Raw genomic sequence first — 13,366 nt, 5'->3', positions numbered from 1 at the left:
CGAGCTCCTCCGCAGAGGGCTCCGGCTTGTTTCTCTTCACAACATCCAGTGTCGTCATCACGGCACCTTCCCCGCCAGGCACACGCCCGACGCGTTAGGCCAGAAACACCGAATTCAGCACAGTCCCGTCCAGTACCGTTTACAGGCTTTGATGGCCGGCTTTGCGTTTCGTAGGATCGCCTGGTCGTGGTGGTTGTCTAAGACTGTTGCCAGTGTTGCTCGGTGGCGTTGGTGATGATGGTCGTGATGTGGCTTATCGCGTCCGTGAGGGCCTGGGCGGTGAGGGTGGTGTGTGAGGTCACGGCGTCGTTTGCGATGCGGATGTAGTTGCTGATGACCCAGGCGGCTTGGGTTTCGCCGTGGGGGGTGGGTTCGAGCAGGACGCTGCGCCGGTCGCCGGGGTTGGGGATGCGGTGAACGAGGTCGACGTTCTCGAGCCGGTCGATCATCGCGGTTGTGGCGCCGGTGGTGAACCGGAGGGTCGCCGCGAGGTCTTTCGGGGTTGTGGTTTGGCTCTCGGTGATGAACATAAAGGCGTCGTATTCGTTGTGGGTGAGGCCGAGGTGGTCAGCGAACCCAGTACGGAGCTTCCTGTGCCCGAGATCGAGCTGATGCAGCGCGGCAGCGTACTCTGCCGCCCCGTCCGCTGGGGCGCTGTTGGCTTCCCGCATCCTGGTCGAGGTGCGGGGGAGGGCGATGAGGTGCGCCGCTTCGGCGGCATCAGTTTCTGGGTTCAGCAAGGCCATGGGGGAAGGACTTTCGGTTGGGGCACTCAGCTAGGAACAGAGGAATTCGTTACAGGATAGGTCCGGGTTGCTGGTGAGGGTCCCCCAAAACGAGGGTGTTGCATCCACTCTCGTTTTTCTTCATAATAGAGGAGCTTGCCGATAAAGTAGATACCCGCCGGGTGTTTTATGGGGCAACGCTCCACTTCTTTCACCCTTGGGGGATCTTCATTGTCTAGTCACGCGTCTGCTCCAAAGAACAAACGTCGCCGTTTCGCACCTGTCGCTCTCGGCGCCGGTGTCCTCGGGGCTGTCCTGTTGTCGCTGAGCCTCACAGGCACGATGTCTGGGTTCGTTGCAAGTATCACCAACTCGAACAACACCGCAGCGACGGGCGCGCTCGTGATGCAGGAGCAGAACTCCGGTGCGACGGTCACATGCCTCAGTACCGACGGTGGTTCTGTATCGACGAACGCGGCGACGTGCGCGACGATCAACAAGTTCGGTGGCAGCACAACCATGACCCCCGGTAACACTGTCACCACCCCGATCACGATCAAGAACCTCGGCACCGTCGCTGCGACCACGTTCACCCTGACCCCCGGTGCGACGTGCACCCAGACGAACTCGGGCACGCAGAACGGTACCGCCACGGATCTCTGCGCCAAACTGAACGTCGTGATCACCTCAGGCGCCGCGACCGTGTTCAGCGGCACGCTTGCGACGCTTGCCGGCGCTGCTCCTGCAGCGTTCACGATGCCTGCCGCCCCGGCGGCCGGTGTCACCGTTCCGTTCTCGTTCGCGGTCACGCTCGCCCCGACCGCGGGTAACACGTACCAGGGCCTGCAGGCCTCCCTGCCGCTGACCTGGACCTTCAGCAGCTGACCCTGAAGTATTCTCTGACTATCGCGGGCTGCCTCACCACTTGAGGGCGGCCCGCGATACTTGTTCCACCACGTATCGGAAAAGATCAAGCAGAAGCTGGAGGGCTGAGCGCGTGACTACTGCCCGGACCAGCACGAGGGGTTTCCATTCCGGACCTCGCCGATGGATCCCCAGGCAGGCCCCGCTTCCCCGACCGCTTCGGGTTCTCTTCGCCGTAGCGGCCGCATTGTTGGCGGCAGTGCTCCTTGGAGCGCTGGTATTCTTCCTCACCGGTGGGCGTTGGTTTGTTGTGCAGACACCTTCGATGGGGCAGACCGCGCCTGTTGGCACCCTGATCCTCACAACCCCCACCGACAACCGGGTCGCTGTCGGGGACGTCATCACGTTCCGCCCCCCAACGTCCCCGACCGAGATCTACACCCATCGGGTCATCGCGATCACGACCGATGGTGCCATCAGCACTCGGGGCGACATCAACGGGGCGACGGACCCGTGGCAGCTGTACCCGGCCGACATCATTGGACACGCCACCGTCATCCTTCCCGCAGTCGGTTGGTACGTCAAAGCTGTCCCCATCATCGCGGTCGGGACGCTGCTGGTATGGCTGGTCTCCAGCCTGTTCCGGTCACCGACGACCCGGTCCGCGCTTCGAGTCGCCGGAATCTCCCTCGTCGTCGCGACAGCGGCATACATCCTCCGCCCCCTGATCGGGATCGTGGTGCTCAGCACTACCGCCGACAGCACCGGTGCCCACGCCGCCATCGTGTCCACCGGCATGCTCCCCATCCGGGTGCAGGCCGTCGGCGGTGACCACACCGACCTCATCTCGGGGCAGGTCGGAACCCTCACCGTCCCGAGCCTTGTCGATAGCAGCCAATACCACCTCTCCTCCGCCCTGAACCTCCCCGTGGCCGGCTGGATCATCCTCGCAGCCGTCTGCGCGATACCGCTTCTCTGGACGGTGATCGTCGGACTGCCCGCAGACGCCGAAAACGGGAGCACCGCATGAGCGGCGACACCCCCGCCACCAGGCCCCTCACGACGCGGCACGCATGGGCGGGCGCTCTCTTGGCCCTCCTGCTGGTCGGTGTGTTCGCGGTGACGTGGTTCACCCCCGGGACGAGTTCGGCGTACAGCGCGAAAATCACCAACAACACCGACACCGCGGCAACGGCGGCGAACTTCACCTGCACCGGCGCATACGCCGTCGACAAAGCAAACGCGCTCTTCCAATACCCCCTCACAGAAGCCACTGGCGCCACCACAGCAACCGACACCTCTGGGGCCGCCGCAAACGGAACCTACCAGGGTGCTATGACCGCCAGCGGCACCACTCCGATCGCCTGCCCTCGCGACGCCGGAACCTCGTACGTGCTGAACGGCAGCACCAGCTACCTCAGCACGCCCACCCAAGTCACCAGCCCGCCAACCTTCACCCTCGAGACCTGGTTCAAAACAAGCACCCCATCCGGCAAACTCGTCGGATTCGAGAGTCTCCAAACCGGAACCTCCGGCCAGTACGACCGGCAGGTGTACCTGTCACCGACCGGGCAGGTCATCTTCGGCACCTACAACGGCGGCACTCAAGTCATCACGAGCCCGGCCGGTTACGCCAACGGCGCCTGGCACCACGTCGTCGCGACCTTCTCCGCTGGCACCGGCATGAACCTGTACCTCGACGGCGCACCCGCGGCCAGCAACACCGCCTTCACCACAGCTGAAGCTCACGCCGGATACTGGCGGTTCGGGCAGGGAAACCTTAACGGCTGGCCCAACGCCGGTACTAACTCCTACGTCACCGGAACCCTCCGCTACGCTGCCGTGTACACCACCGCCCTCACCCAGACCCAAATCACCAACCACTACGCCGCCGGCCACTGAACACCGCCAATCCGAGGTCACAGGCCGAGACGCGCTGAGTCATTCCGGTGGACGATCGGCCAAGCCGGTCGATGCGCCAGACCACTACCGTGTCTCCGTCGACGACATGCTCGAGGAGCCGCATCATCGCTGGTCTGCTCGCGGCGACCTTCTCCCCGGATGTGACGCCAACATTGTCTGGCGGACCTTCCTCGGCGACCCAGGACCTGTGCGTCACCCGGAGCCGGAGATATACGAACAATCTCTTGTCGCCGACCTCCGGGACGTCGCTGCGCGCCACCCCGAGGATCAAGAGCTGGCAACAATGGTCCGGGACGCATTGATCGTCTACACACTGCCAAGCTGCGTGCAGTGCACAGCAACGAAGAGAGCACTCGACACAGCCGGCGTGCCCTATGTCACGGTCGACCTGACCGTGGATAAGACAGCCGTCGACCTCGTGAAAGAACTCGGCCACACTCAGGCTCCCGTCGTCACTGTCGGCGGTGCCAGCTGGTCGGGCTACCGGCCCGATGTCATCGCCGTGGTCGCTGCCGCGAGAGCCACAACTCCCGGCGTTCGGAAGTTCGCATAATGGCAACCTCACACCGCCGCCCCGTCGTACCAAAGCCTCGCCGCCGCGCCCTCGACCCCGACGAGAAAGCGACGCGATTCGGGCTCACCACACTGCAACTCGCGCAGCTCAGGCGTCTCGGTGGCGGGCCATCATTTGTTGCGCCCAGCTCGCGGAGTATTCGCTACATCGGCGTCAGCGTCGACGAATGGATGGCCAGGCGGCCAGCAGTGAGCGAACCTTTGTCAGCGTGACAGAACAGGCTCACGCTCGGGCGTAGCCTCGGCGGCTGGTTCGTAAGCGGTGGCGTCGGCAACAGCACGGCGCACCGTCGACGCGCTCACCTGCAAAACCCCTGCGATCGTCTCCCACGTTGCCTTCTCAGATCTCATCCGCACCGCGACCTCGATACGCTTCGGCGTCATCACCGTAGGCCGGCCACCGAGCTTGCCGCGCGCCTTCGCGGCCGCGAGTCCGGCGCGGGTGCGTTCCGAGATGATGCGCCCGTTCATCTGCGCGAACGCGGCGCAGATATGGAAGAACAACTCACCCCCAGCGGTCGTGGTGTCAAACGGTTCGGTGAGCGACTTGAACTCCACGCCCCGCTCCCCCAGCTCCGTCACGATCGTCACGACATCGGTCATCGACCGGCCCAACCGATCGGTCGAGTACACCAGGAGGGTGTCACCAGAACGGAGGAACTTCATCGCCTCGATAAGCCCGGGCCGCGCGGCATTTTTACCCGTGAGCTTGTCGGAGAAAATGTGCTCAGCACCCGCCGCCTTCAAGGCGTCGATCTGCGAATTGAGGTTCTGATCCTGCGTCGAAACGCGTGTGTACCCCACGATGCTCACCCGGGCTACCTCCGGTATCCCTGATCGTTGCTGCGCCCCTGCTGCGGCGGGAGCTGCGCGCGCCTGGCGGTCAAGCTTCCCGGCTCGGGTGCGCGGATCTCGGTCGCACTTGTCGGGAAGTTCCGGCGGGTTGCGTCGACGATGCGCTGCAGCTCCGGGGAGAGCTGGGCCGCGCTGCCGGCGCTGTGCTCTGGTGACTGTAGCCGAGCGTAAAGATAGTCGGCCAGCGGTCGATCTTGTCCAACCACGGCATTCAGTCGAAGCGAGCGGAGCGAGTCGACGTCGACGCGCTGCCAGTCGATCGGGTGGCCGGCTCGAACGGCGATCATCGTGACGTACGCAGACTGCGAGCGTGTGTTGCCGTCCCGAAAAGGATGGACAGCCGACAGCTCGCCCCAGCGATTCGCGAGTTTGTCTGCAAACTCCCTACCGCTCAATCCGGTCAGATAGTCCTCGCGGTCGAGCTTCCGAAAAACCGCTCCGAGGTTGTCCTCAAGGAACTCGGGCCGGCAATACGGAATACCCGTTCCGGTTGCTTGCGCGTCGACGTCTCGGATCTTCCCAGCTATACCCGGTGCGATGCGGCTGAACATGCGCTCGTGGATCTCGGTCAGATAATCGCGACCTGGCCTGTCCGGTATCGTGTCGGTGTAAATATCGGCCATTGCAAGGCTGGCGTAGTCGTTCATCGCGTCATCCAGACGCGCAGCGTCGCGAATGCCGAGCGAGTTGACTAGCACTCCCCCGCTGCCGGCGTAGGTGTACTTATCATCCTCGGCCATCAGCGCGAATACTTGGCGTCCAGCTCCGCGTAACCCTCGGCCGAAGTGATCTCACCCTCGAGAACACGGCGCGCACGATCCAGCGCCTCGTCGTTCGGAAAGTGGCCGGCGAGCTGCTGACCCTTCTCAATCATGGCCATAGCCTGGTCGACGTCAATACGCCGACCATCAGCAGCGATCGCGTGCGCAGTCTTGGTGGCCATAGTCAGCTCTCTTTCCTCAACTTTAATTCTACCAGAGCTGTTCAAAAACCCCTAAGCAAATGTTTAGGCAACCTTGCTCCGTAGACCTCTTGCAGGCCGCGAGAGGTCTACGGAGATGCGGTTCAGTTATGGCTTGGAGTGCTGGCGCGAGGTCGCAGGAGCAAAGGCAGGAGGCACCCGAGCCCGGCTAAAAGTGGAACAAACCCGAGGGTGGCGTATTGAATGATTGCCGGGATGCTGACACCAATCAGGATTGCACCAGTGAAAAGTAGCGCTGATGCAGCGTTGCTTGTGATCGGAGATCGTCGATTGAGGAAGACGTACCACGCGGAGATGATGGCGAGGGCTCCGAAGATGGTGATGCAACCGACCGCGAACCATCCGTAGAGGAAATGTCCCTCGGGATAGGTGCCGTTTCTCCCTGTCTCCGCCGCGGGGAAATAGATCGCGTCATTGATGGAAACCCAGACGACGAAGACCACACTCAACGCAATCGAGCCCAGAACGCCCACCGCCAATGCGGCCATAGCCGTAAACAACCCAGCTTTCGGAGTCTGTCTAGTTGATGAACGCGCGGTTTCCTCGATGCGTTCCTGTGCTGTCGTCATCTCAGAACTCCCTATTCCCGGTGGGGTAGTTGCAGCCGTAGCGCACTTCATTAGCGAAGTCTGTCCACGGGAGTTTCGTATCGAGGTTCCAATGTTGAGACTAAAACGCCCGGCCTCGCCGGACGTAACCTATTGAATGACCAAAATGAACAAAAGAAATGGAACAATAGTGGAAAACATGATGGCTATCCGGGCGCACCGACGCGGCGGCCCTGAAGTTTTGACGTACGAATCGGTTCCCCTGCCCGTGCCGAAGGCTGGCGAGGTTCTCGTTCAGGTGCATGCAGCAGGCATCACCTTCGCCGAACTCAGTTGGGACGAGACGTGGCGTTCTAAGGATGGTCAAGACAGAACTCCGATCATCCCGGCCCACGAGGTCTCAGGTGTTGTGAGCGCCCTCGGCAGCGGTGTCAACGCTTTCACGGTAGGGGATCAGGTATTCGGTCGCGTCGGTTTCAACCGAGACGGTGCGGCTGCGGAGTACGTCACGGTACCCGCGACAGACCTGGCGCGACGGCCCCTGTCCGTGAGCCACGTTGAGAGCGCGTCCATCGCAATGGCTGCTCTCACCGCATGGGAGGCGCTTGTTGAACATGCCCAATTGGTCAAAGGAGAGCACGTAGTCGTGTTGGGCGGTGCTGGCGGCGTGGGGTCGCTCGCAGTTCAGCTCGCCAAACATCTCGGCGCGCATGTCAGCGCTACTGCCGCCTCTGATAACCTTCAATTCGTCTCCGGCCTGGGCGCTGATGTCGTCCTCGACTACGCCTCGATCAGTGCAAGTAGCGCGAGCATACAAGCCGACATAGTGATAGACGCGGTCGGCGGCCCAGCCACTGCGGCAGCAATCAGAATGGTCCGCCCTGGCGGCAGGTTTGTCACACTGAGCCAGCCGGTCGATGCCGGTCTGCTAACCAACCGAGACATTTCAGCGACGTTTTTTGTCGTCGGCCCCAACTCCGAGACGCTTGCCGAGATCGCGCGACTTGTCGACGCAGGCGCGATCCGCGCGTCGGTCGCCCAGGTGCTTCCACTCGCCCAAGCACGTTCGGCTTTCGAAGAAGGACCTAGTGTGCGCATCCCGGGTAAAACCGTACTTCAAGTCCTACCGAATTGACGGCTGCCACCTCATCGCGCAGGGAAAATTTGCGTTCACCCGCGACTTGTAGGAGGCCGGTGTGGCGGCCAATCGTCAGACTGATGCTCCCCCGGCGCCTTCACACCTGTAAGTCGTCATTTGCGAGGACAGTGTTGGTTGGTTCGTCGTCGCAGTCCGCCATCATGCATTCGGTTTGTTCCACACCCCTATCCTCCCGGGGCGCCGCCCGCCTAGTTCTTCGAGGTTTTCGCTTTGCGGCGGGAGATGAGGAACACGATGACTCCTGACAGCACGAGCACCAGGCTCACACCGATCACGGGGGGCAGGATCTGGCCGATACCGGTCTCGGCGAGGGACGATGTCCCGCCTCCACGGCTGTTGTTGCTACTCGGGACCGGCCCGGCCGTAGCTGCCGCAGCCGAGGTTAATGTCGGTGTCGGAGTGGGCGCAGCACTCGGCGTCGGTGTTGCCGTGGGTGTCGGCGTTGCCGTGGGTGTCGGGGTGGGGGTCGGTGTCGGCGTTGCCGTGGGTGTCGGGGTGGGTGTCGGCGTTGCCGTGGGTGTCGGGGTGGGGGTCGGTGTCGGCGTTGCCGTGGATGTCGGGGTGGGGGTCGGTGTCGGCGTTGCCGTGGATGTCGGGGTGGGGGTCGGCGTCGGCGTTGCCGTGGATGTCGGGGTGGGTGTCGGAGTCGGAGTAGGTGTGGTTGTGATGCAGGCGGGGGAGGTGAAGGTGTTGGTGTCCAGGGATACTTGCCCGTTGCGTGCGAGTGCCCGGCCGGCGACGGTGGTGCCGGTTGTCACGCTGATGGAGGTCAGGGCCATGATCGATCCAACGAAGACGGTATCTGTGCCGAGGGTCGCGGAGCTGCCGACTTGCCAGAACACGTTGCAGGATTGAGCCCCGTTGATCAGGGCGATGGTGCTGGATGTTGCTGTTGTCAGGGTTGAGGCGATTTGGAAGATAAAGACGGTGTTCGGGTTTCCTTGCCCGTCCAGGGTCACTGTGCCACTTACCGCGATCGGGCCGGTCGATTTGTAAACGCCACCCTGGAGGGTTTGGCCTACCAGGTCGCCGGCGATAGATGCGGTCGGTGCGCGGCCGGCGGCGTCATCGAACCCGATCGTCAGGTCTGATTGTGCTTTTGCTGCGGCCGCGTCCGCGGCGTGGGTGATCCCACCGACGATCCCGGGTGGAAACCCGGTGATCGCTGTTCCAGGCGATACTCCCAGGTCCGCGTTCAACACGCTCACGCCGGTGTTCGTCACTGTCTGACCGGCCAGCACCGAGTAGGTGTCCGCTGTTCCGAGGTCGATCGGCGCTTCGGCTGCTGACGCGCCGATTGTCGCGGCGAACGCGGACACAAGCACCAGGCCCACGCTGGCGATCACGGCGACGCTCGTTATCCGCGATGCCGTTCTGGTCCGGGTGGGCGCCGCGTGGGTGGAACGGTGAACGCTCATACGAAGACCCCTCAGCTTGCATCATCATTGACAGCCGGACGTGTTTCAGTCACCCGCCCCGCACACCCCTGCAAAAGCCCCGCCCCCCTGAATGCGGGGTAGTGAACACACCGTACCCCTGCGTCACCGCAATAGACACCCCCCCTTTTTTGCGGAACGGCGAACTACCGGATTCAGGTGTCCGCCGCAATTGTGGCGGTGATCGTCACGGTTCCTGCATTGTGGAAGGCGCTGGCAAAGACGAAGCCCCAGTTCGTTGCCGGGGGACGATCGGCTAACGGAAGGTCCGCATGCGCAGGGCGCTCGTGCTGGCTTGCAGGGTGCCTTAGAGTCAAGCAAGACCGAGCCCGCCACCGGAGTTATGACGATGACGGATGTGGGCTGCCGCGAGCTTTTCGGGCAGCGGAATTGATGGTTTCTTCTACGCTGCCAGGGCTGGCTGTTGATAACCATAGTGGACTTCCTTGGGGCGTCGGTAGCCGAGGGTTGAGTGTCGACGCCGGCTGTTGTAAAACCCCTCGATATAGCGGATGACATCGGTGCGGGCTTGTGCTTTCGTGGCATAGACGGTGCGGTACGCGCTCGTTCTTGAGCCCTAAACGGCTTACCAAGGCCCGGAACTCGTCACGTCCCGCTGAGTGGTGGAGTTTCTCAATACCGTGCGGGTCAGTTGTTCTGGTTTAGGCGGCGGCGAGTTCGGGGAGGATCACCGCCTCGTCAGGGGCTTCGATGGGGTGGTTCATGGTGGCGAACTCGAGCATGGATGCTTCGGAGGAGTATCAGCGTTCTTTGTTCACCCGTTCGAGCGGGTGCGTGGACCAGATCTGGCGCCAGTGCCGCCTGGGGAACGCGGCGAACGCGAGCAGGTCGGGTTGGGCATCGATGAGCATCGCGGCGACTTTCGGGTGGGACCGGGTGAGCATGGTGGTGACTTCGCGGAACTGTTTCTCGATGTGCTCACGGTCGGGCTGGGCGAAGATGGTGCGAATGATCGAGGCGACCATGTCCTGGGATCCCTTCGGGATCACAGCGAGGACGTTGCGCATGAAATGCACCCGGCACCGCTGCCAGCCGGCGCCGTGGAACAGGATCTGTCCACGATCAAGGAGCCAACAAGTGCTCTAAGACGGTGCTGTTCTCTTCCGTTCAGACTGCAATAACCTACGGTGGTCTCGGCCTCAACTCGGTTAGCGGCGGCTAATTTCCAGCAGCAACTCCTAGAGTCCAATGAGGCGCCCTTGGCGGGTAACGCCAGGGCGCCTCATCTGCGACATATCGGAGACGTCGACGCCGACTATTTAAGTGAGATACGGTCAGACCAGATGATCCATCGCAAAACCAGCCTGCCTCAACTTCTACTACTGGTCGGAGTAAGCACACTGATGGCAACCGGATGCGCACAGACACCTCAATCAGCAAGCCCCACACCTCCTTCAGTCTCCTCCGATTGCGTAGATACAAGTCCCTTCGGATGCGATCAGTTCACGTTAACCGGAGGCGATGAGAACTCAGTACCGATCGCTTGGCTGGCATCCCAGCCCCTACGGATGAATTTCGAACTCCTCGATGGATCACTAAACGCAATCATTCAGACTCCCTGCAACGCCCTGAACATACCGCTGACGGTTGTGCAGGATCAGATTGTTACGGAACCCGACAAGTTTGTAGCAACAGCTAAGGGTTGCATTGATGACGCAGGAGAAAAAGAAGCTTGGACTACGACGTTTTTAAAAAGTCCCATCACCTTCGAGCTCCCAGATCAGGCTCTCCGTCTGACTAATTCGAGCGCGAACATCACATTCTCGCGGTCGCCCCCTGACTATCTCCATCTGGCGCCCACAGCACCTGTGAATTTTGGCGCTTGGTGGCGGCGTTTTGTGATCGCTGAATGTCGTTAGTCGGGCTGGGGTGCGGCCATGTGCGGCCCGTCAGCTTCGGTTTCTGGGTCAGGTGTGTTCGCCGATTAAGAACTGGGCACGGCCGCCGCCGAAAGACCAGTCGTCGTCGCCGTTCTCGGTGATGGATACGACCAGCTGCTCCTTGGGTACTCCAGCGCGCTCATTGAGGTACTGAGCGAGAAGGCTGGCGTCCCGTTGCAACGCCAGAACGTCCGACGGCGCACATCACCCCGTAGGACTCAGCCGCCGAGGCGTTCGGCCGGCACCGTCGTCCGGGCTTCGACCTTTTACGGTGTTACGTCGTTGGATTCGATGGTGGGTGAGTGTCGAGTCGGCGCCAGATCAGCGAGAAGAGCAGTCCGATTGACCCGCTGAGCGCGGAGATGACCATGCTGGCAGTGAGCGTCGTGTGCTCGAATACGCCTGCGATGACGAACATCGACACGAAGAATGCGACGATTCCGAGGACCGCGATGATCCGGTTCTGAAGTCGGAGCCATAACTTGGCCGAACGGCTTGTTCCGGTTTGGTCAGCGCTGCTCCGACGATCCAGGAACAGCGCAATCAGAAGCAGTGGCACGACCTGCATTGCCCCCTCGTAGAGCGAGTACTCGTTCACGATCTCTGAACCGTGTATAGCGAGTGCCTGCGCGGTTGGCGGCGGTTCAACTGGCGGCCATCTGGAAGTAGATGACGGAGATGATCGTCGAGGAAGCGTTATTGACGGCGTGGACGATGACGCCGGGCCAGACGGACTTCGTCTTCTTCATCAGCAATGCAGCCGACACTCCCACGACGAACGCAACAGGGGTAGCGAGGTTGATTCCGTGGCTGAAGGCGAAGATCGCTGCGCTGAGAATCACGGCGAGCCATGCTCCATAGCGCTTGAGCAGGTTGAAAACGACCCCGCGGAACAGGAACTCTTCGCCGATCGGGGTAAGGACCGCGCCCAGGAGAATCGCGCCGATGAAGCCGGCAACTCCACTGGTCGCGGCGGACTGGTAATTGGCCTGGACATCTGCTGCGTCGGTGGTCGCGCTGACGATGCTCGTGATCCCGATATTCAGGGCGACTACGCCGACTCCGATGGCCACAGCGATCGCAAGCCACTTCGGAGCGACACGATTGATTCCGAACAACGCGAGCTTCCGCTTGCGGATAGCGATGGTGAGGAGAACCGCGCCGAGCGGCGCGAGCCCTGAGATCGCGAACAGCGCCAATCCGCTGAGGACGGTGTCTTCCTTCGGAATTTGCAGGAAAAGCAGAATTCCAAGCGCGTACAGCACGGCCGTTGTGGCGATCGCCATTCCAAGATCGGGCCAGGTCACTCGGGTGGCCGAAGCCGCATCCTCGTGGTGGTTGGTGTCGGTGGTGTTCGGGTGCTCTAACATTTCTTCCCTCGTTGGTCGCCTTGTTCGAAGCCGCTCTGGTATCGCGGATCGATTCAAGCATACGAGACGACTCGTCTTGCGAGACCCGTCGCTAGACTTGGGGAATGGAACCTGTGGAAAGCGTTCCGAGACGGCGGAACGAGGAGTCGCATCGTGCGATTCTGCATGCCGCGATCACATTGGTGGCCGAGAAAGGGTTCGAGAACGTCACCGTTGAAGCAATCGCCAGCCACGCAGGCGTGGGTAAGCAGACCATCTACCGATGGTGGCGCTCCAAGGGCGCTGTCGTGCTCGAAGCGATCAACGATGGCTTCGCAGACGTCGCCGCCTTCCCCGATACGGGCGATATCGTGGCTGACCTCCGAACGCAAATGGAGAACGTCACGGTCAAACTCGTGACGACCGACTTCGGTTCCGCTTACCGCGGCTTGATTGCTGCCGCGCAATCCGACCCCGAGCTCGCTCGGAAACACATCGAGCAGATCATTGAACCGGCGAGTGTCGCATGCCGGGAACGCCTCATCCGGGCCCGCGATGCGGGACAGATTCGCTCAGATACTGACGTGCAGACGACAATTGACCTGCTCTACGGCGCCATCTACTACCGGCTCCTCCTCAGCACCCGCCCACTTGCGACTGAACAGGTCGCTCAAGCCGTCGACCTCGTCTTCGCCGGTATCCGCACCTTCAATTAACTCACCCTCATCCATCCCGCAGCGCCGCGGCGATTCGCGACAACAGACGCGGGGTCAGTCGAGAGCAACGAGCGCAATGCAGCGATCATAGAACTCCGCCGCTGAGTGAATAACCCCCAGACGACTTTCAAGGCCAACTCTGAAGGTCTGCCGCCGCAGCTGGGTGTATCAAAAAGCAAAAGATTTTAGAGATGTCTCGGACCCAGAGGGGTCTGTAACGTTTTCGGTGTTTCCAGCATTTTTGGTTAGTAGGTTTCTGCTGCCGGCCAGCGGTCGGCGAAGGTGATCGCGAACGCGTTCAGCGCGGGTTTCCACCGCACTGTCCAGCGTGTCCT

The 13,366-nt window shown here is 61.8% G+C and carries 17 protein-coding genes and 2 pseudogenes; 7 read left to right on the top strand and 12 right to left on the bottom strand.

Going from position 1 to position 13,366, the window contains the following annotated elements; genetic code table 11:
- Positions 1–197: 197 nt before the first annotated feature.
- A complete protein-coding gene (locus B7R22_RS14480; RefSeq protein WP_216363481.1) occupies positions 198–746 on the bottom strand; it encodes a MarR family winged helix-turn-helix transcriptional regulator in 549 nt (182 codons plus the stop codon).
- Positions 747–1,067: 321 nt separating this feature from the next.
- On the opposite strand from B7R22_RS14480, the gene B7R22_RS14475 reads away from it, so the two are divergent.
- The 3 genes from B7R22_RS14475 to B7R22_RS14465 all read left to right on the top strand — a co-directional run bounded on the left by B7R22_RS14475 (position 1,068) and on the right by B7R22_RS14465 (position 3,491).
- Positions 1,068–1,610 (top strand): hypothetical protein, encoded by a 543-nt coding sequence (locus B7R22_RS14475; RefSeq protein ID WP_253259097.1) that lies wholly within the window; start codon positions 1,068–1,070, stop codon positions 1,608–1,610.
- Positions 1,611–1,722: 112 nt separating this feature from the next.
- Positions 1,723–2,619, top strand: coding sequence for a signal peptidase I (locus B7R22_RS14470; RefSeq protein WP_301182619.1), 897 nt, complete (start codon positions 1,723–1,725; stop codon positions 2,617–2,619).
- Entirely contained in the window at positions 2,616–3,491 is an 876-nt protein-coding gene (locus B7R22_RS14465) for a LamG domain-containing protein (RefSeq protein ID WP_116412414.1), read from the top strand. Before B7R22_RS14470 ends, B7R22_RS14465 begins: the two co-directional genes overlap by 4 nt.
- Here the strand turns inward: B7R22_RS14465 and B7R22_RS20105 are convergent.
- Positions 3,463–3,708 carry a recombinase family protein gene (locus B7R22_RS20105; RefSeq protein WP_437184150.1) on the bottom strand — a complete coding sequence of 82 codons (246 nt, stop codon included), beginning with the start codon at positions 3,706–3,708 and terminating at the stop codon, positions 3,463–3,465. The two genes, B7R22_RS14465 and B7R22_RS20105, sit on opposite strands and share 29 nt — an antisense overlap.
- Here B7R22_RS20105 and B7R22_RS20295 point away from each other — a divergent pair.
- Positions 3,598–4,065, top strand: coding sequence for a glutaredoxin domain-containing protein (locus B7R22_RS20295; RefSeq protein WP_367379198.1), 468 nt, complete (start codon positions 3,598–3,600; stop codon positions 4,063–4,065). The genes B7R22_RS20105 and B7R22_RS20295 overlap by 111 nt on opposite strands.
- A 224-nt stretch (positions 4,066–4,289) precedes the next feature.
- Here B7R22_RS20295 and B7R22_RS14450 read toward each other — a convergent pair whose 3' ends face one another.
- From B7R22_RS14450 to B7R22_RS14435, 4 genes are all read right to left on the bottom strand, one after another.
- Complete coding sequence (locus tag B7R22_RS14450) at positions 4,290–4,898, bottom strand: recombinase family protein (protein WP_116412412.1); 609 nt, start codon at positions 4,896–4,898, stop codon at positions 4,290–4,292.
- A gap of 5 nt (positions 4,899–4,903) precedes the next feature.
- On the bottom strand, positions 4,904–5,680 hold the full coding sequence (locus tag B7R22_RS14445; RefSeq protein WP_116412411.1) for a Fic/DOC family protein: 777 nt from the start codon (positions 5,678–5,680) through the stop codon (positions 4,904–4,906).
- On the bottom strand, positions 5,680–5,883 hold the full coding sequence (locus tag B7R22_RS14440; protein WP_116412410.1) for a hypothetical protein: 204 nt from the start codon (positions 5,881–5,883) through the stop codon (positions 5,680–5,682). Before B7R22_RS14440 ends, B7R22_RS14445 begins: the two co-directional genes overlap by 1 nt.
- Before the next feature lie 122 nt (positions 5,884–6,005).
- Positions 6,006–6,491, bottom strand: coding sequence for a hypothetical protein (locus tag B7R22_RS14435; protein WP_147305402.1), 486 nt, complete (start codon positions 6,489–6,491; stop codon positions 6,006–6,008).
- A gap of 136 nt (positions 6,492–6,627) precedes the next feature.
- Between B7R22_RS14435 and B7R22_RS14430 the strand changes: the two genes are divergently transcribed.
- The gene (locus B7R22_RS14430; protein WP_216363479.1) at positions 6,628–7,605 is read left to right on the top strand and encodes an NADP-dependent oxidoreductase; all 978 of its coding nucleotides are present in this window, start codon (positions 6,628–6,630) and stop codon (positions 7,603–7,605) included.
- 212 nt (positions 7,606–7,817) lie between these two features.
- Here B7R22_RS14430 and B7R22_RS14425 read toward each other — a convergent pair whose 3' ends face one another.
- The 3 genes and pseudogenes from B7R22_RS14425 to B7R22_RS14415 all read right to left on the bottom strand — a co-directional run.
- Positions 7,818–9,047 (bottom strand): ice-binding family protein, encoded by a 1,230-nt coding sequence (locus B7R22_RS14425; RefSeq protein WP_216363478.1) that lies wholly within the window; start codon positions 9,045–9,047, stop codon positions 7,818–7,820.
- Between the two features lie 421 nt (positions 9,048–9,468).
- Positions 9,469–9,637, bottom strand: a pseudogene (locus B7R22_RS14420) (IS3-like element ISAar4 family transposase); the annotation flags it as partial.
- A gap of 90 nt (positions 9,638–9,727) precedes the next feature.
- Positions 9,728–10,126, bottom strand: a pseudogene (locus B7R22_RS14415) (transposase); the annotation flags it as partial.
- Positions 10,127–10,594: 468 nt separating this feature from the next.
- Between B7R22_RS14415 and B7R22_RS18860 the strand changes: the two are divergent.
- Positions 10,595–10,945 (top strand): hypothetical protein, encoded by a 351-nt coding sequence (locus tag B7R22_RS18860; RefSeq protein ID WP_147305400.1) that lies wholly within the window; start codon positions 10,595–10,597, stop codon positions 10,943–10,945.
- A 48-nt stretch (positions 10,946–10,993) separates the two neighbouring features.
- Here the strand turns inward: B7R22_RS18860 and B7R22_RS20290 are convergent, their stop codons facing one another.
- From B7R22_RS20290 to B7R22_RS14400, 3 genes are all read right to left on the bottom strand, one after another.
- Positions 10,994–11,146 (bottom strand): tautomerase family protein, encoded by a 153-nt coding sequence (locus B7R22_RS20290; protein WP_216363477.1) that lies wholly within the window; start codon positions 11,144–11,146, stop codon positions 10,994–10,996.
- A gap of 94 nt (positions 11,147–11,240) precedes the next feature.
- Positions 11,241–11,564, bottom strand: a complete 324-nt coding sequence (locus tag B7R22_RS14405) for a hypothetical protein (RefSeq protein ID WP_116412406.1) — start codon at positions 11,562–11,564, stop codon at positions 11,241–11,243.
- A 46-nt stretch (positions 11,565–11,610) separates the two neighbouring features.
- Positions 11,611–12,252 carry a CPBP family intramembrane glutamic endopeptidase gene (locus B7R22_RS14400; RefSeq protein WP_172582423.1) on the bottom strand — a complete coding sequence of 214 codons (642 nt, stop codon included), beginning with the start codon at positions 12,250–12,252 and terminating at the stop codon, positions 11,611–11,613.
- A 197-nt stretch (positions 12,253–12,449) separates the two neighbouring features.
- Here B7R22_RS14400 and B7R22_RS14395 point away from each other — a divergent pair, with 197 nt between their 5' ends.
- Entirely contained in the window at positions 12,450–13,031 is a 582-nt protein-coding gene (locus B7R22_RS14395) for a TetR/AcrR family transcriptional regulator (protein WP_172582421.1), read from the top strand.
- Positions 13,032–13,366 lie beyond the last annotated feature (335 nt).

Origin of the sequence: Subtercola boreus, from assembly GCF_003399635.1 — a bacterium.
Lineage (GTDB): Bacteria > Actinomycetota > Actinomycetes > Actinomycetales > Microbacteriaceae > Subtercola > Subtercola boreus_B.
Note: the sequence above shows the minus strand (reverse complement) of the source record. Positions and strands in the feature narration are given on the sequence as shown.